We start from the raw sequence: 16,609 nt of genomic DNA, 5'->3' as shown, positions 1-16,609 counted from the left end.
GGCGAAACCCACAGCCTGTGGACAACCGGCCGCCGCGCCACCCGATAGCGTTAACATGACGAGAAATCGTCCGGTACCCAGAGCGGACTGGAACGGGAAGGCCTCCGTCGCGTGAGTACAGTCCACCAGCCAGACCTCAAGGACCGCCCCGCGCGGCTCACCGTAGGCGTCGTCGGCGCCGGTCGCGTGGGTCCCGCACTGGCCGCGTCCCTCCAGCTCGCCGGGCACCGCCCGGTGGCCGTCTCCGGAGTCTCCGACGCCTCCCGCAGGCGCGCCGAGGCCATGCTCCCGGACGTCCCGCTGGTGCCGCCCGCCGAAGTCCTGCAGCGCGCCGACCTGGTGCTGCTCACCGTCCCCGACGACGCCCTGCCCGGCTTGGTCGCGGGGCTCGCCGAGACCGGCGCCGTACGGCCGGGACAGCTGCTCGTGCACACCTCCGGCCGGTACGGCACCAAGGTCCTCGACCCGGCTCTGCGCGCGGGCGCGCTGCCGATGGCCCTGCACCCGGCGATGACCTTCACCGGCACCCCGGTGGACGTCCAGCGCCTGGCCGGCTGCTCCTTCGGCGTGACCGCGCCCGAGCAGCTGCGGCTGGCCGCCCAGGCCCTCGTCATCGAGATGGGCGGCGAGCCGGAGTGGATCAGCGAGGAGAACCGCCCGCTGTACCACGCGGCCCTCGCCCTCGGCGCCAACCATCTGGTGACCCTGGTCGCCCAGTCCATGGAGCTGCTGCGCAGCGCGGGGGTGGAGGCGCCCGACCGGATGCTCGGCCCGCTGCTCGGCGCCGCCCTGGACAACGCCCTGCGCTCCGGTGACGCCGCCCTGACCGGCCCCGTCGCGCGCGGGGACGCCGGCACGGTCGCCGCGCACGTCACCGAGCTGCGCAGGCACGCACCGCAGACCGTGGCGGGGTACCTGGCGATGGCTCGCGCGACCGCCGACCGGGCCCTCGCGCACGGACTGCTCAAGCCGGAACTCGCCGAGGACCTGCTCGGGGTACTCGCCGACGGGGGCCACCCGGGCCACGGCACCGGCGGCTCGAACGGCACGGGCGGCGCGAACGGCACCGACGGCTCGAACGGCACGGACGGCACCGACGGCTCGAACGGCACGACCGGCACCGAGGGGAACGACCGATGACCACCGCCCTGCTCAGCACCGCCGAAGAGCTGCACGCGCGCGTGCGCCACGGCCGCCGTGCCGTGGTGATGACCATGGGCGCCCTGCACGAGGGCCACGCGACCCTGATCCGCACCGCGCGGGAGATCGCCGGCCCGGACGGCGAGGTCGTGGTCACGGTCTTCGTGAATCCGCTGCAGTTCGGTGCGGGCGAGGACCTGGACCGCTACCCGCGCACCCTCGACGCCGACCTCAAGCTCGCCGAACAGTCCGGCGCCGACGCCGTGTTCGCACCCTCCGTGGACGAGGTCTACCCCGGCGGCGAACCCCAGGTCCGCATCACCGCCGGCCCCATGGGCGAACGCCTGGAGGGCGCCTCGCGGCCCGGGCACTTCGACGGCATGCTCACCGTCGTCGCCAAGCTGCTGCACCTGACCCGCCCCGACGCCGCCCTGTTCGGCCAGAAGGACGCCCAGCAGCTCGCCCTGATCCGGCGCATGGTGCGGGACCTGAACTTCGGCGTGGAGATCGTCGGCGTACCGACCGTGCGCGAGGAGGACGGGCTCGCCCTGTCCAGCCGCAACCGCTACCTCTCACCCCCGCAGCGCCGTACCGCGCTCTTCCTGTCCCGCGCGTTGTTCGCCGGCCGTGACCGGCACGCGGCGCAGGAGGCACTGCGCGCACGGGCCCGGGAAGTGCCCTCCACGCACGCGCGTGCCGAGGCGCTCAGCGCCATAGGGGAGTCCCGCGCGGCGGCCGACGCCCATGCGGTGGCGGCCACCGGCGCGCCCGGCGGCCCGGCGGCCGTCCGTGCCGCCGCCCGCCAGGTCCTGGACGAGGCCGTCCGCGTCGACCCGCCGCTGAAGCTGGACTACCTCGCCCTCGTGGACCCCTCCGACTTCACCGAGATCGGTGACGACTTCACCGGCGAGGCCGTCCTCGCCGTCGCGGCCCGGGTCGGCACGACCCGGCTGATCGACAACCTCCCTCTCACCTTCGGAGCCGCCTCGTGACCAGCACAGGCATACGACTGCACGCACCCGCACCCGGCTGGGCCATCGCCGCGGACGTGGTCGTCGTCGGCTCCGGCGTGGCCGGCCTGACCGCGGCCCTGCGCTGCGAGGCCGCCGGACTCACGACGGTCGTCGTCACCAAGGCCCGCCTGGACGACGGCTCCACGCGCTGGGCGCAGGGCGGCATCGCCGCCGCCCTCGGCGAGGGCGACACCCCCGAACAGCACCTCGAGGACACCCTCGTGGCCGGCGTGGGCCTGTGCGACGAGGCCGCCGTGCGGATCCTCGTCACCGAGGGCCCCGACGCCGTGCGCCGGCTCATCGACACCGGCGCGCACTTCGACGAGACCTCCGAGGGAGGCCTGGAACTCACCCGCGAGGGCGGCCACCACCGCCGCCGCATCGCACACGCCGGCGGGGACGCGACCGGCGCGGAGATCTCCCGGGCCCTCGTCGAGGCCGTCCGCGCGCGCGGGCTGCGCACCATCGAGAACGCGCTGGTACTGGACCTGCTGACCGACGCCGAGGGCCGTACGGCCGGTGTCACCCTGCACGTGATGGGCGAGGGCCAGCACGACGGCGTGGGCGCCGTGCACGCCCCCGCGGTGGTCCTCGCGACCGGCGGCATGGGCCAGGTGTTCTCCGCGACCACCAACCCGTCCGTGTCGACCGGCGACGGCGTGGCGCTGGCCCTGCGCGCGGGCGCCGAGGTCAGCGACCTGGAGTTCGTGCAGTTCCACCCGACCGTGCTGTTCCTCGGCGCGGACGCCGAGGGCCAGCAGCCGCTGGTCTCCGAGGCGGTGCGCGGCGAGGGCGCCCACCTGGTCGACGGCGACGGCGTGCGCTTCATGCTGGGCCGGCACGAGCTGGCCGAGCTGGCGCCGCGGGACATCGTCGCCAAGGGCATCATGCGGCGGATGCAGGAGCAGGACGCCGAGCACATGTTCCTCGACGCCCGGCACTTCGGCGCCGACATGTGGGAGCACCGTTTCCCGACCATCCTGGCCGCCTGCCGGGCCAACGGCATCGACCCGGTCACCGAGCCCATCCCGATCGCCCCGGCCGCCCACTACGCCTCCGGGGGCGTCCGCACCGACGCGCGGGGCAGGACGACCGTCCCGGGGCTGTACGCGTGCGGCGAGGTGGCGTGCACCGGTGTGCACGGTGCGAACCGGCTCGCCTCCAACTCGCTCCTCGAAGGGCTCGTCTACGCCGAGCGGATCGTCGCCGACATCGTCTCCGCGCGGGCGGACAACGCCCTGGACGCGCGCGTGCCCGCCGCGGTCCCGGAGCCCGAGAAGCCCGCCCACCCGCTGCTCGCCCCCGAGACCCGGTTCGCCATCCAGCGGATCATGACCGAGGGTGCCGGCGTGCTGCGCTCGGAGGAGTCCCTGGCCAAGGCCGCGGACCAGCTCCAGCGGCTGCACTCCGAGGCCCGGGACGCGCTGGAGGAGAACGGCAAGACCGCCGAGCCCGGCGTGGACACCTGGGAGGCGACGAACCTCCTGTGCGTGGCCCGGGTCCTGGTCGCCGCCGCCCGGCTGCGCGAGGAGACCCGCGGCTGCCACTGGCGCGAGGACCGCGCCGACCGCGACGACGACAACTGGCGGCGCCACATCGTCGTACGGCTCAATCCCGACCGGTCGCTGGCCGTACGCACCACGGACACCGCAGACTTCCCCCCTACCCGGCAATCCCAGCGTCCCCAGGAGCAGTGACAGACGTGAGCACCGACGACCTTCCTCTCGCCCCGACCGGCGGCTGCGGCGACGGCTGCGCCTGCGGCGCCGAGGGTGACGAGGAATTCCTGGAGTGCGGGCTCGACCCCGCGCTCGCCGAGCTGCTGGCCGCTGCCGGACTCGACCCCGTCGAGGTCGAGGACATCGCCAACGTCGCCATCCAGGAGGACCTGGACGGCGGTGTGGACGTGACGACCGTGTCGACCATCCCCGAGGACGCGGTGGCCACCGCCGACTTCACCGCGCGCGAGGCGGGCGTCGTGGCCGGCCTCCGGGTCGCCGAGGCCGTCCTGTCCGTGGTGTGCACGGACGAGTTCGAGGTCGAGCGGCACGTGGAGGACGGCGACCGGATCGAGGCCGGGCAGAAGCTGCTGTCGGTCACCACGCGCACGCGTGACCTGCTCACCGCCGAGCGCAGCGCGCTCAACATCCTGTGCCGGCTGTCCGGCATCGCGACCGCCACACGCGCGTGGGCGGACGCGCTGGAGGGCACCAGGACGCGCGTGCGGGACACCCGCAAGACGACGCCGGGCCTGCGCTCGCTGGAGAAGTTCGCCGTCCGCTGCGGCGGGGGCGTCAACCACCGCATGTCGCTCTCCGACGCCGCCCTGGTGAAGGACAACCACGTGGTCGCCGCCGGCGGTGTCGCGCAGGCCTTCAAGGCCGTCCGGGACGCCTTCCCGGACGTCCCGATCGAGGTCGAGGTCGACACCCTGCACCAGCTGCGCGAGGTCGTGGACGCGGGAGCCGACCTGATCCTGCTGGACAACTTCACGCCCGGCGAGTGCGCGGAGGCCGTCGGCATCGTCGGCGGGCGGGCGCTGCTGGAGGCGTCCGGGCGGCTGACGCTGGCCACCGCGCGCGCGTACGCCGACACCGGCGTGGACTTCCTGGCCGTCGGCGCGCTCACCCACTCCTCGCCGATCCTGGACGTCGGCCTGGACCTGCGCGAGGCGGAGTAACGGCCATGCTGCTCACGATCGACGTCGGCAACACGCACACCGTCCTCGGCCTGTTCGACGGCGAGGACATCGTCGAGCACTGGCGCATCTCCACGGACGCCCGCCGCACGGCCGACGAGATGGCCGTGCTGCTGCAGGGCCTGATGGGCATGCACCCGCTGCTCGGCGAGGAGCTGGGCGACGGCATCGACGGCATCGCGATCTGTGCGACCGTCCCCTCGGTGCTGCACGAGCTGCGCGAGGTCACCCGGCGGTACTACGGCGACGTGCCCGCCGTCCTGGTGGAGCCGGGCGTGAAGACGGGCGTGCCGATCCTCACCGACAACCCCAAGGAGGTCGGCGCGGACCGGATCATCAACGCCGTCGCGGCGGTCGAGCTGTACGGCGGTCCGGCGATCGTCGTGGACTTCGGCACGGCGACCACGTTCGACGCGGTCTCCGCGCGCGGGGAGTACGTCGGCGGGGTGATCGCGCCCGGGATCGAGATCTCCGTGGAGGCGCTCGGTGTGCGCGGCGCCCAGCTGCGGAAGATCGAGGTGGCCCGGCCGCGCAGCGTGATCGGCAAGAACACGGTCGAGGCCATGCAGGCGGGCATCGTGTACGGCTTCGCCGGGCAGGTCGACGGCGTGGTCAGCCGGATGGCGCGGGAGCTGTCCGACGACCCGGACGACGTGACGGTGATCGCCACGGGCGGGCTCGCCCCGATGGTGCTGGGCGAGTCCTCCGTGATCGACGAGCACCAGCCGTGGCTGACGCTGATCGGCCTGCGCCTGGTCTACGAGCGGAACGTCTCGCGGATGTGACCGCCCGGCCGGCACCCTCCGGGGCGCCGGCCCGGCCCGTCCGTGCCGGTCCCCGGGTCCCTCTGGGGCCCGGCTCGGGGCCCTTCGCCGCCCCGCCCCGGCCTGTCCGTGGCCCCGCAGCCGGGCCCGTCCGCGGCTCGGTCCAGGACCGTCCGCGGCTCGGTCCAGGACCGTCCGCGGCCCTCGTGCGTGGCCCCGGACGAGGGAAACCGGGAGCGACACGCGGCGAAAGAAGATCCCATTCCGTCACTTTTGTCCGATTAGCGGTAGCGTCGCCGCATGCCCACGCCATTCGGATCCCGCGGCGGCATGGCGTTCGGCGTGGAGGAGCTGCGTGTGCTCCGCCGCGCCCTCGCCCTCGCCCTTCACCCCGGTCACGCCTCCGCCGAGGACGTGCAGGACTGCTTCCGGCTCGCCGAGTCGCTCGACGAGGCGATGTGCGAGGGAGCCAGACTCCGCGCGTTCCTGGTGGCCGACCTCGGCCGGTACCGGGCGGCGCTGCCGGGTACCGCCGCCGGTTACCTGGGCCTCCTCGAGGAGGCGCTGGGGGCGGGGCACCGGCCGACGCCGGACGACCTCGCCGCACTCCGGGCGCTGCGCGGGAACCCTGGGGCGGCGGCGCTGCTGGACCGCTGCCAGGCGCTGGCGGAGCAGGACGTACGGGCCCGGTTCGCGCAGGGTGGGCGCAAGGTGCCGGCGCCCGCGGTACCGCCCGCCAGGGCGCGCCTGATGGCCCTCGCGGGCGGCGCGGGGGAGCCGGGGGTCCGCCAGGACGAGGGGCAGGCCGAGGAGCCCCCCAAGCCCCCGCAGAAGCCCGCGCCGAAGCCGGGCCCCGCCGACCGGCCCGCCACCCGGCCGGACGGCGAGCCGGCCGCGCCGAAGCGGCCCATTCCGACGCCGGGCGAGGTCTTCCCGCGGCGCAAGCCGGCGCCGCCCACCGAGCCGGCCGACTCACGGCAACTGGCCGCGGGCTAGCCGGGGCCGCCGACGGAGGGCGTGGGCCGACCGCGGCCGCCGGCGTTCTGCCACGCCGTACGGGCCGACTGCGGCCGCCGGCGTTCTGCCGCGCCGTACGGGCCGACCGTGGCCGCGCCGTACGGGCCGACCGGGCCGTCGGCTTTCCGTCACGCCGCACGGGGCCGGTGCGCTCCGCCGTTCCGGCGCGGCGAGAACGGTCCGGCGCGTTCCGCCGTTCGGCGCACCCCGCCCTTTTCGCCCGTTCCGCCGTTCGGCGCACCCCGCCCCTTTCGCCCGTTCCGCCGTGGCTACTCTGGACGCATGGACTATGTCTCCGCGCTCGTGCCCCCCATCGTCATGGCCGCCTTCTTCATCGGTGTGGTCAGGGTGATCGTGAAGACCCAGGGCGGGGCCGCCAAGGCCAAGGAGGACGCGGCCGTCGACGCCGCCCTCGCACGTGTGGAGGGCGCTCCCAAGGCCCACGCCGGCGACGCCTGAGCAGACCTGCGGCACGCCCCGGCGAACCCGGCCCCTCAGGCGTACGACTCCTCCGCGCTCCGCGGTGCTTTCCGAGTCGTACGCCCTTTTTGTTCGCTTTTGTAGTCCTAGCGCACGTCCGGCACGCCATTGCCGGGATCTCCCACTATTGTTCTGAGCTGTGCCTCGCCCATTGGGAGAACTCGAAGACGCGGTCATGACGCGGGTGTGGAAGTGGAACCGCCCGGTGACCGTTCGAGAAGTCCTGGAAGACCTCCAGCAGGAACGCTCGATCGCGTACACCACCGTGATGACCGTTTTGGACAATCTCCATCAGAAGGGCTGGGTCCGCCGCGAGGCGGAAGGGCGGGCCTATCGATATGAGGCCGTGTCGACGCGAGCCGCCTACGCCGCCGCCCTCATGAACGACGCCTGGTCGCAGAGCGACAACCCGGCCGCCGCTCTCGTCGCCTTCTTCGGGATGATGAGCGAGGAACAGCGCCAGGCCCTCAGGGACGCCGTACGCATCGTGCAGGGTCCGGAAGAAACCCGGGAAGCCCCGGAAGCCCGGCAACAGGAAGCCGCCGAAGCCGGGCAACAGGAAGCCGTCGAAGCCGGGCAAGAGGAGAACCCCGGCTCGGCCGGGGGCGCGGCCGGGCGATAGCGTCCGCTCATGGCAGCAGAGCGTCCCGAAGTCCCCGCAAAAGCCATCACCGTCCGGCGGGCCCGGACCAGCGATGTCCCCGCCGTGCGCCGCCTCCTCGACGCCTACGTCCGTGACCGCATCCTGCTCGACAAAGCCATGGTCACCCTTTACGAGGACATCCAGGAGTTCTGGGTCGCGGAACGCGACGACAACGCCGAGGTGGTCGGCTGCGGTGCCCTGCACGTCATGTGGGAGGACCTCGCGGAAGTCCGCACTCTGGCGGTGAAGCCCGGCCTCAAGGGCGCCGGCGTGGGGCACCGGGTGCTGGAGAAGTTGCTCCAGACCGCGCGCTGGCTCGGCGTTCGCCGGGTTTTCTGCCTGACCTTCGAAGTGGACTTCTTCAGCAAGCACGGCTTCGTCGAGATCGGGGAGACGCCGGTCGACACCGACGTCTACGCGGAGCTGTTGCGTTCCTATGACGAGGGCGTCGCGGAGTTCCTCGGTCTCGAACGAGTGAAACCGAACACCTTGGGCAACAGCCGGATGCTTCTGCATCTGTGATCGTCATTGCCCGGGTGCCCTATGTCCGAAACGCGCATGTTTCCGGACGGGAGCCGTCCGCTCGGTCACTCCCGGGGGTTTGTGTTTTTCCGGCAAAAGCGGTTTGCTTTCCGACGTACTGCAGTACTGCATATAACAGGGGCGGCGAAACGGCGGACGCCGCACACCCCTGGCCCTCAACGTTATCGATGAAAGGAAATGCGGTGGCACAGAAGGTTCAGGTCCTTCTTGTCGACGACCTCGACGGCGGCGAGGCGGACGAGACCGTGACGTTCGCGCTGGACGGCAAGACGTACGAGATCGATCTCACGACTGTCAATGCGGACAAGCTGCGCAGCCTTCTCGACCCTTATGTCAAGGGTGGTCGTCGTACCGGGGGCCGTGCCTCCGGTGGGCGTGGAAAGGCGCGTGCCGCTTCCGGCGGCAACCAGGACACCGCGGCGATCCGCGCCTGGGCGAAGGAGAACGGCTACGAGGTAAACGACCGCGGCCGTGTCCCCGCGTCCATCCGTGAGGCCTACGAGAAGGCCAACGGCTGATCCGGCCGGCAGGCGTTCGGCCCGGCGCACGCGCGCCACAGCCGGACCCGGTGACAGTGCGCTGCCACCGTGTCCACCAGCCGTACGAGATCGGGGACGCTCCCCTCGCGTCCTACGGCCGGCATCGTCGGCATCGCCGGCAGCGAGGCCTCGAGCCCGCTGCCCGGCCCGGGGGGCCGCAGCCACACGGCGGCCCCCTGCACGCCACCGGCCGCGGTCGCCCGCTGTGCGGCGTCGGCCAGGACGGCCCGCTGCACCGCATCGGCTCCCGCCGACGGCACCGGAGCTTCCAGCGTGCCGCCCGCGCCCAGGACCCGTAGGTCCAGCGCCACGGCTCCCCACTCCAGCCAGTCCAGCAGCCCGGGCAGCTCCTCCGCGCTGCCCGCGGCCACCAGCAGCTCCATCCGGCCGCCCCGAAGGGCCACCGGAGAGCCCGGCGCGAGATGCCGGAGCGCCCCCGCGCCCGCCTCGGCCGGTACGTCCAGCACGTCGAACCGCACCCCCGTGCGCAGCCTCAGCGGCAGGCCGGGCACTGTCGGCCACCCCAGATCGTTCTCGTACCAGTGCCGGACCCGGGCGTCGGGGCCGGCGGTGTGATCACCGGCGCCCGGATCGACGGGCCGGCGTGGAAGGGGGACCGTGGAGGTCATGGAGACCGAGCCAACCATGCCCACTGCAACCGCCCTCCCGGGGCCCAGGTTACGCTGGGTGTCCCAGCGACTGCACACCGTGCTGAAAACGGAGGCGCGTGGGGCCAGGGGGAGGCGCAAGGTTGTTCGCCCGTAGCGGAGGGAACCGGTGCGCGCGGCATGGAGTGTCAGTCCCTGCGGGTAAGACATGCCTAGTGGGAGGGGGCGACACGCAGGTTGGGGCGTCTCACGTTCGCCATCGGCGTACTGGCGAGTGGGGTAACTGCCTGGCCTGCGGGAACATCGTCTCGCACCATCGGGTTGGAGCAGATGTCGGCGTTCGGGGTCAGGAGGCCATCGACGGTGTCGGCAGTTGGAATGAGCGGTCCCCGCTTGCGGGACTAAGCTGCGGAAGGACAGGGAGGGGAAGTTCCCCCCACTGCCTGACCGCTCTGAGGAGCGATTAACGATGTTCGAGAGGTTCACCGACCGCGCGCGGCGGGTTGTCGTCCTGGCTCAGGAAGAAGCCCGGATGCTCAACCACAACTACATCGGCACCGAGCACATCCTCCTGGGTCTCATCCACGAGGGCGAAGGTGTCGCCGCTAAGGCCCTGGAGAGCCTCGGCATTTCGCTTGAGGCGGTCCGCCAGCAGGTGGAGGAGATCATCGGCCAGGGCCAGCAGGCCCCGTCCGGTCACATCCCCTTCACCCCCCGTGCCAAGAAGGTCCTGGAGCTTTCGCTCCGCGAGGCTCTTCAGCTGGGCCACAACTACATCGGCACGGAGCACATCCTGCTCGGCCTGATCCGTGAGGGCGAGGGCGTCGCCGCCCAGGTCCTGGTCAAGCTGGGCGCAGACCTCAACCGGGTGCGGCAGCAGGTCATCCAGCTGCTCTCCGGTTACCAGGGCAAGGAGACCGCCACCGCCGGCGGCCCGGCCGAGGGCACCCCCTCGACCTCCCTCGTCCTGGACCAGTTCGGCCGGAACCTCACCCAGGCCGCTCGTGAGTCCAAGCTCGACCCGGTCATCGGGCGCGAGAAGGAGATCGAGCGGGTCATGCAGGTGCTGTCCCGCCGTACCAAGAACAACCCGGTGCTGATCGGTGAGCCCGGCGTCGGCAAGACCGCTGTCGTCGAGGGCCTCGCCCAGGCGATCGTCAAGGGCGAGGTGCCCGAGACGCTGAAGGACAAGCACCTCTACACGCTGGACCTCGGCGCCCTGGTCGCCGGCTCCCGCTACCGCGGTGACTTCGAGGAGCGCCTGAAGAAGGTCCTCAAGGAGATCCGCACCCGCGGCGACATCATCCTGTTCATCGACGAGCTGCACACGCTGGTCGGTGCGGGTGCCGCCGAGGGCGCCATCGACGCCGCGAGCATCCTCAAGCCGATGCTGGCCCGTGGCGAGCTGCAGACCATCGGTGCGACCACCCTGGACGAGTACCGCAAGCACCTGGAGAAGGACGCGGCCCTGGAGCGCCGCTTCCAGCCCATCCAGGTCGCCGAGCCGTCCCTGCCGCACACGATCGAGATCCTCAAGGGCCTGCGCGACCGCTACGAGGCCCACCACCGCGTCTCCATCACGGACGAGGCCCTGGTCCAGGCCGCCACCCTGGCCGACCGGTACATCTCCGACCGCTTCCTGCCGGACAAGGCGATCGACCTGATCGACGAGGCCGGCTCCCGGATGCGCATCCGCCGGATGACCGCTCCGCCGGACCTGCGCGAGTTCGACGAGAAGATCGCCGCCGTCCGCCGGGACAAGGAGTCCGCGATCGACTCGCAGGACTTCGAGAAGGCCGCCTCCCTGCGCGACAAGGAGAAGCAGCTCCTGGCCGCCAAGGCCAAGCGGGAGAAGGAGTGGAAGGCCGGCGACATGGACGTCGTCGCCGAGGTCGACGGCGAGCTGATCGCCGAGGTCCTCGCCACGGCCACCGGCATCCCGGTCTTCAAGCTGACCGAGGAGGAGTCCAGCCGCCTGCTCCGCATGGAGGAGGAGCTGCACAAGCGGGTCATCGGCCAGAACGACGCCGTCAAGGCGCTGTCGAAGGCGATCCGCCGTACGCGTGCCGGTCTGAAGGACCCGAAGCGTCCGGGTGGTTCGTTCATCTTCGCCGGCCCGTCCGGTGTCGGTAAGACCGAACTGTCCAAGGCCCTCGCCGAGTTCCTCTTCGGTGACGAGGACGCGCTGATCTCCCTCGACATGTCGGAGTTCAGCGAGAAGCACACGGTGTCGCGTCTCTTCGGTTCCCCGCCCGGATACGTGGGCTACGAAGAGGGCGGCCAGCTGACCGAGAAGGTCCGCCGCAAGCCGTTCTCCGTCGTCCTCTTCGACGAGGTCGAGAAGGCCCACCCGGACATCTTCAACTCGCTGCTGCAGATCCTGGAGGACGGTCGCCTGACCGACTCCCAGGGCCGGGTCGTGGACTTCAAGAACACGGTCATCATCATGACGACCAACCTCGGCACCCGGGACATCTCCAAGGGCTTCAACCTCGGCTTCGCCGCCGCGGGTGACACGAAGACCAACTACGAGCGCATGAAGAACAAGGTCTCGGACGAGCTGAAGCAGCACTTCCGTCCCGAGTTCCTCAACCGCGTCGACGACGTGGTCGTCTTCCCGCAGCTGACGCAGGCGGACATCCTGCGGATCGTCGACCTGATGATCAGCAAGGTGGACGAGCGCCTGAAGGACCGGGACATGGGCATCGAGCTGTCCCAGTCCGCCAAGGAACTGCTGGCCAAGAAGGGTTACGACCCGGTGCTGGGTGCCCGGCCGCTGCGCCGCACCATCCAGCGCGAGGTCGAGGACACCCTCTCGGAGAAGATCCTCTTCGGTGAGCTGCGCCCCGGTCACATCGTGGTCGTGGACACCGAGGGCGAGGGCGACGCCCAGACCTTCACCTTCCGGGGTGAGGAGAAGTCGGCGCTGCCGGACGTCCCGCCGATCGAGCAGGCCGCCGGCGGGGCCGGGCCGAACCTGAGCAAGGACGCGTAAGCCTCCCGCAGGTCGAGCGAGTGAAGGGGCCGGTGCCTTTCGGGCACCGGCCCCTTTCGCTGTTCCAGCGCCGCCCGGTGTGAGTTCCGGGCGGCGCGCCGACCGCTCCGAGCCGGCGGTCGGTGCGCGTTACGACAACTGACCGTTGTAGTCGGGCAGCTTGAAGGACTTCTCGGCGTGGCCGCCGGAGAGGTCCGTGGGGCTGTTGCCGATGTTCGCGATGATCGTGTAGCCCTGCTTCTCGATGTCGACGCGCTGCGCGGTCTTGTAGGCGGCGACGTCCTTGAAGAGGTCGAACAGGCCGCGGACGCGCAGACCGGAGATGTCGTACCCGTCGTGCTCGAGGTTGTACTCGGTGGGCCAGTAGAGGATGCCCGGGCGGGCGGTGACGAAGAACAGGGAGACGCCGTGCTCCTGGGCGTACTTGGCGACGTTCAGCACGGGCTTGTTGGCCGGCTGCGGGTAGCTGAAGCCGAAGTCGGTCTCCAGCGTGGTGTTGTCGATGTCGAAGACGATGGCCTGCTTCTCGCCCGGCTTGCCGACGGCGATGCGGGCCTTCACGTACGGCAGGGCCTGGTCCATCACCGCCTGGCAGTCCTTCTGCCAGGTCGCGTAGTCGACCTTGGCGGCAGTGGCGGAGCTGCTCGCGGGCGCCGTGGTGTCCGCCGCCTGGGCCGGCGCGGCCAGCGCGGCCAGGGCGGCCACGGATACGGCGGTCACGGAAAGACGGTGCGCCCAGGGGCGTGTGGTCATCGGTGGGGGTCCTCTCACGTCCGTACGTGGGGTCCGTACGTGCCTGAAATGTCAGGGGCATGATCTGCGGTGAGGGTGGCGCGAGGGGAACCGTAGGGTTACCGGACGGTAGGTGGCTAGAGGTCTGCGTCACATTTCCGGGGTGGCCGGTTTGTGTGACCGGTGATAAGCCGCACAGGACCTACGTCACATACTAAGAGGCATAGTTGCAGGAAATAAGAGGATAAAAGGGGCTTTTAGCGTTGAACTCGCCGACCAGTCCGCCGAATACAGCGACGTCGGAGCGCATGGGGTCGATGTGAGGTCTGTCCGAGAGTGGGCGGTTTTGCAGGCATCTACTACATGACGCCGTAGAAAGGGGGGGTTGGTCGCGACCGGGTTGCTCGGTTACCAAGGGATGGCCGCTACGGCGAACGTCCGTCCTGGACGTCTGTGCGCCGATCGGCCGACCCGTTCCCGAGCCCACGAGGACTCCCATGTTCCGACGCTTCACGTCCCGCTCCGCCCGTATGTCCGCGAACCGCAACCGCGTGGCCGTCCTGGCTGCCGGAATCGGCGCCACGGCCGTGCTGGGGACCGGGATCGCGAGCGCCGCCACCCCGTCGGCCGACTCCTGGGTCGACCCGGTGAAGAAGTACACGCTCTCCGCGAGCTTCGCCCAGGCCGGCGGTCACTGGGTCGCCAAGCACAGCGGCCAGGACTTCGCCGTGCCGACCGGCACCGAGGTCGTCGCCGCGCACGGCGGCACCGTCGTCAAGGCCGGCCCCAACGGTGCCGGTGACGGCCCGGCGTACGGCAACGCCGTGGTCGTCAAGCACGGCAACGGCACGTACTCGCAGTACGCGCACCTGTCGCGGGTCGACGTCAAGATCGGCCAGATCGTCAAGACCGGCCAGCACCTCGCCCTGTCCGGCTCGACCGGCAACTCCACCGGCCCGCACCTGCACTTCGAGATCCGCACGACCCCGAACTACGGCTCGGCCGTCGACCCGGTCTCCTTCCTGCGCGCCAAGGGCGTGAAGGTCTGATCTAGTCCTTCCCGCGGGTGTGCTCGTGCGCCTGCGTGATCAGGTCCAGGGCGACCTCGAGAACGGCCTCGCGCTTCCTCTCGGGGTCGCCTTCCAGGTCCTGCATCACGAACATCCCGGCGTGCAGGGTGAACATCGCACTGACCGAGCGCACCTGGTCCACCAGTTCCGACTCGCGGTCGATGAGGATGTCCCGCAGGCCGCGCATCCGGTCCTTGAAGGTCTCGCCGATGCGCAGTTCCCGTACCGTCGCCTGGTTCTCCTGCATGAAGCGGAAGAGCGGTTCCGCCCCGGCCAGCGCCTCGCTGTAGCGCCGCAGGATGTCCTGCTTGGTCTCCAGTGTGTGCGGCTGCCGCCTGCCCCACTCGATCAGGTCCTCGATCGGCTTCGTCAGGTCCTCGAAGAGGCTGACGATGATCTCTTCCTTCGTCTTGAAGTGGTAATACAGGGCTGCCTTGGTGACGTCGAGGCGCTCGGCGATCTCGCGCAGGGAGGTCTTCTCGTATCCCTGTTCCGCGAAGAGCTCGAGCGCGACGTCCTGGATGCGCTGGCGGGTGTTGCCGCGGCGCTGCTGCTTGGTGCCGTCCATGGTGACGCCCATCCTCGTACTCCTCGCGCTTCCGCGGAAACTTACTTGACGACCGGCTAGTGACAGGTCTACCTTCCCAGTGTAGTCAACTAGCCGGGCGGCAAGTAAGTAACAGTCACCGGGGGAGTGGAAAAGCGATGGCGGACACGGTCGAAAGCATCACTGAGAGTAAACAACCCAAGAGCGTGCGCGTGGTCCTGCTCGCGCTCATGATCGCGATGATGCTCGCGATGCTCGACAACATGATCGTGGGCACGGCGATGCCGACGATCGTGGGCGAACTGGGCGGCCTGCAGCATCTGTCGTGGGTCGTCACCGGGTACACCCTGGCCACCGCTGCCTCCACGCCGATCTGGGGCAAGCTCGGCGACATGTACGGGCGCAAGGGCGCCTTCCTCAGCTCGATCGTGATCTTCCTGGCCGGTTCGGCGCTGAGCGGCATGGCCCAGGACATGGGCCAGCTGATCGGCTTCCGCGCCGTTCAGGGCCTGGGCGCGGGCGGTCTGATGGTCGGCGTCATGGCGATCATCGGCGACCTCGTGCCGCCGCGAGAGCGGGGCAAGTACCAGGGCATGATGGCCGGCGTCATGGCGCTCGCGATGATCGGCGGCCCGCTGGTCGGCGGCACCATCACCGACAACTGGGGCTGGCGCTGGGCCTTCTACATCAACCTGCCCCTCGGGGCCGTCGCCCTCGCGCTGGTCACCGCCGTGCTGCACCTGCCGAAGAAGCGGGCCAAGGCGGGCATCGACTACCTGGGTGTCGTCCTGCTGACCGTCGGCATCACCTCCGTCGTGCTGGTCACCACCTGGGGCGGCACCGAGTACGCCTGGACCTCCGCGCGGATCATGGAGCTGACCGGCATCGGCGTGGCCGCGCTGGTCGGGTTCGTGTTCTGGCAGACGAAGGCCGCCGAACCGGTCCTTCCGCTGCACATCTTCAGGAGCCGCAACTTCACCCTGATGTCGGTCATCGGCTTCATCACCGGCTTCGTGATGTTCGGCGCCACCCTGTTCCTGCCGCTGTACCAGCAGGCCGTTCAGGGCGCCTCCGCGACCAACTCCGGTCTGCTGCTCCTGCCGATGCTCGGCGCGATGCTGGTGACCTCGATGGTCGCCGGACGCGTCACCACCGGCAGCGGCCGCTACAAGGCGTTCCCGATCGTCGGCGGTGTCCTGATGATCACCGGCCTGTACCTGCTGTCGCTCATGGACACGGAGACCACCCGGCTCACCTCCGGCCTCTACATGGCCGTGCTCGGCGCCGGCATGGGCTGCCTGATGCAGATCACCATGCTGGTCGCGCAGAACAGCGTGCAGATGAAGGACATGGGCGTGGCGTCCTCCTCCGCCACCCTTTTCCGTACGCTCGGGTCCTCCTTCGGCGTGGCCATCATGGGCGCCCTGTTCAACCACCGGGTCCAGGACGTCATGGCCGAGCGGGCCGGCGCACTGGGCAAGAACATCACCGAGAAGTCGGCGCAGCTGGACGCGGAGAGCCTGCACAAGCTGCCCACGGCGGCCCGTGAGGCCTACCAGCACGCGGTGTCCGCGGGCACGCACTCCGCCTTCCTGCTCGGCGCCGGCATCGCGGTGCTGGTGCTGATCGCGGCGCTGTTCGTCAAGGAGGTGCCGCTGAAGGGCGGGCCGCAGCAGCCCTCCACCGAGGGCGCGGACGCGGTGCCGCCGGCCATGGCCGAGGCCGTCTGACGTCCGCCCGAGTTCGAAGGCCCCGGTGCGTCTCCTCCGCCACCGCGGGCCTTCGTCCGTTCCCGGCCCCGGTGCGTCGCCGCCACCGCG

Annotated in this window: 16 protein-coding genes; 13 read left to right on the top strand and 3 right to left on the bottom strand. The window is 70.7% G+C overall.

Features of this window, described 5'->3' with window-relative positions; genetic code table 11:
* The first annotated feature begins 111 nt into the window (after positions 1-111).
* The 10 genes from JK359_RS27200 to JK359_RS27155 all read left to right on the top strand — a co-directional run bounded on the left by JK359_RS27200 (position 112) and on the right by JK359_RS27155 (position 8,816).
* Positions 112-1,140 (top strand): Rossmann-like and DUF2520 domain-containing protein, encoded by a 1,029-nt coding sequence (locus tag JK359_RS27200; protein ID WP_201840940.1) that lies wholly within the window; start codon positions 112-114, stop codon positions 1,138-1,140.
* Complete coding sequence (gene panC / locus JK359_RS27195) at positions 1,137-2,132, top strand: pantoate--beta-alanine ligase (protein ID WP_201840937.1); 996 nt, start codon at positions 1,137-1,139, stop codon at positions 2,130-2,132. Before JK359_RS27200 ends, panC begins: the two co-directional genes overlap by 4 nt.
* A complete protein-coding gene (locus JK359_RS27190; protein WP_201840934.1) occupies positions 2,129-3,850 on the top strand; it encodes an L-aspartate oxidase in 1,722 nt (573 codons plus the stop codon). Before panC ends, JK359_RS27190 begins: the two co-directional genes overlap by 4 nt.
* Positions 3,851-3,855: 5 nt before the next feature.
* The gene (nadC, locus tag JK359_RS27185) at positions 3,856-4,833 is read left to right on the top strand and encodes a carboxylating nicotinate-nucleotide diphosphorylase (protein ID WP_201840932.1); all 978 of its coding nucleotides are present in this window, start codon (positions 3,856-3,858) and stop codon (positions 4,831-4,833) included.
* Positions 4,834-4,838: 5 nt separating this feature from the next.
* Positions 4,839-5,636, top strand: a complete 798-nt coding sequence (locus JK359_RS27180) for a type III pantothenate kinase (protein WP_201840929.1) — start codon at positions 4,839-4,841, stop codon at positions 5,634-5,636.
* 309 nt (positions 5,637-5,945) lie between these two features.
* On the top strand, positions 5,946-6,611 hold the full coding sequence (locus tag JK359_RS27175) for a hypothetical protein (protein WP_201841182.1): 666 nt from the start codon (positions 5,946-5,948) through the stop codon (positions 6,609-6,611).
* A 303-nt stretch (positions 6,612-6,914) separates the two neighbouring features.
* Entirely contained in the window at positions 6,915-7,091 is a 177-nt protein-coding gene (locus JK359_RS27170; RefSeq protein WP_201840926.1) for a hypothetical protein, read from the top strand.
* Between the two features lie 196 nt (positions 7,092-7,287).
* A complete protein-coding gene (locus JK359_RS27165; protein ID WP_236678541.1) occupies positions 7,288-7,734 on the top strand; it encodes a BlaI/MecI/CopY family transcriptional regulator in 447 nt (148 codons plus the stop codon).
* Positions 7,735-7,743: 9 nt separating this feature from the next.
* Positions 7,744-8,277: an amino-acid N-acetyltransferase gene (locus JK359_RS27160; protein WP_201840921.1), complete on the top strand. Its 534-nt coding sequence runs from the start codon at positions 7,744-7,746 to the stop codon at positions 8,275-8,277.
* 203 nt (positions 8,278-8,480) lie between these two features.
* Positions 8,481-8,816 carry a histone-like nucleoid-structuring protein Lsr2 gene (locus JK359_RS27155; RefSeq protein WP_201840919.1) on the top strand — a complete coding sequence of 112 codons (336 nt, stop codon included), beginning with the start codon at positions 8,481-8,483 and terminating at the stop codon, positions 8,814-8,816.
* On the opposite strand, the gene JK359_RS27150 is transcribed toward JK359_RS27155, so the two are convergent.
* Positions 8,795-9,466 (bottom strand): SCO3374 family protein, encoded by a 672-nt coding sequence (locus tag JK359_RS27150; protein ID WP_201840918.1) that lies wholly within the window; start codon positions 9,464-9,466, stop codon positions 8,795-8,797. The genes JK359_RS27155 and JK359_RS27150 overlap by 22 nt on opposite strands.
* A 448-nt stretch (positions 9,467-9,914) precedes the next feature.
* On the opposite strand from JK359_RS27150, the gene JK359_RS27145 reads away from it, so the two are divergent.
* The gene (locus JK359_RS27145; RefSeq protein ID WP_201840916.1) at positions 9,915-12,440 is read left to right on the top strand and encodes an ATP-dependent Clp protease ATP-binding subunit; all 2,526 of its coding nucleotides are present in this window, start codon (positions 9,915-9,917) and stop codon (positions 12,438-12,440) included.
* Positions 12,441-12,569: 129 nt separating this feature from the next.
* On the opposite strand, the gene JK359_RS27140 is transcribed toward JK359_RS27145, so the two are convergent.
* Complete coding sequence (locus JK359_RS27140) at positions 12,570-13,193, bottom strand: HAD family acid phosphatase (RefSeq protein WP_201840914.1); 624 nt, start codon at positions 13,191-13,193, stop codon at positions 12,570-12,572.
* A 476-nt stretch (positions 13,194-13,669) separates the two neighbouring features.
* Between JK359_RS27140 and JK359_RS27135 the strand changes: the two genes are divergently transcribed.
* On the top strand, positions 13,670-14,221 hold the full coding sequence (locus JK359_RS27135) for a M23 family metallopeptidase (protein ID WP_201840912.1): 552 nt from the start codon (positions 13,670-13,672) through the stop codon (positions 14,219-14,221).
* Between the two features lies 1 nt (position 14,222).
* Here the strand turns inward: JK359_RS27135 and JK359_RS27130 are convergent, their stop codons facing one another.
* Positions 14,223-14,822: a TetR/AcrR family transcriptional regulator gene (locus JK359_RS27130; protein WP_201840910.1), complete on the bottom strand. Its 600-nt coding sequence runs from the start codon at positions 14,820-14,822 to the stop codon at positions 14,223-14,225.
* Positions 14,823-14,947: 125 nt separating this feature from the next.
* Between JK359_RS27130 and JK359_RS27125 the strand changes: the two genes are divergently transcribed.
* Entirely contained in the window at positions 14,948-16,519 is a 1,572-nt protein-coding gene (locus tag JK359_RS27125) for an MDR family MFS transporter (RefSeq protein ID WP_201840907.1), read from the top strand.
* The last annotated feature ends 90 nt before the right edge of the window (positions 16,520-16,609 follow it).

Origin of the sequence: Streptomyces actinomycinicus, from assembly GCF_016741775.1 — a bacterium.
Lineage (GTDB): Bacteria > Actinomycetota > Actinomycetes > Streptomycetales > Streptomycetaceae > Streptomyces > Streptomyces actinomycinicus.
The sequence above is the reverse complement of the archived record's forward strand: the minus strand, read 5'-3'. Positions and strand labels throughout refer to the sequence as shown.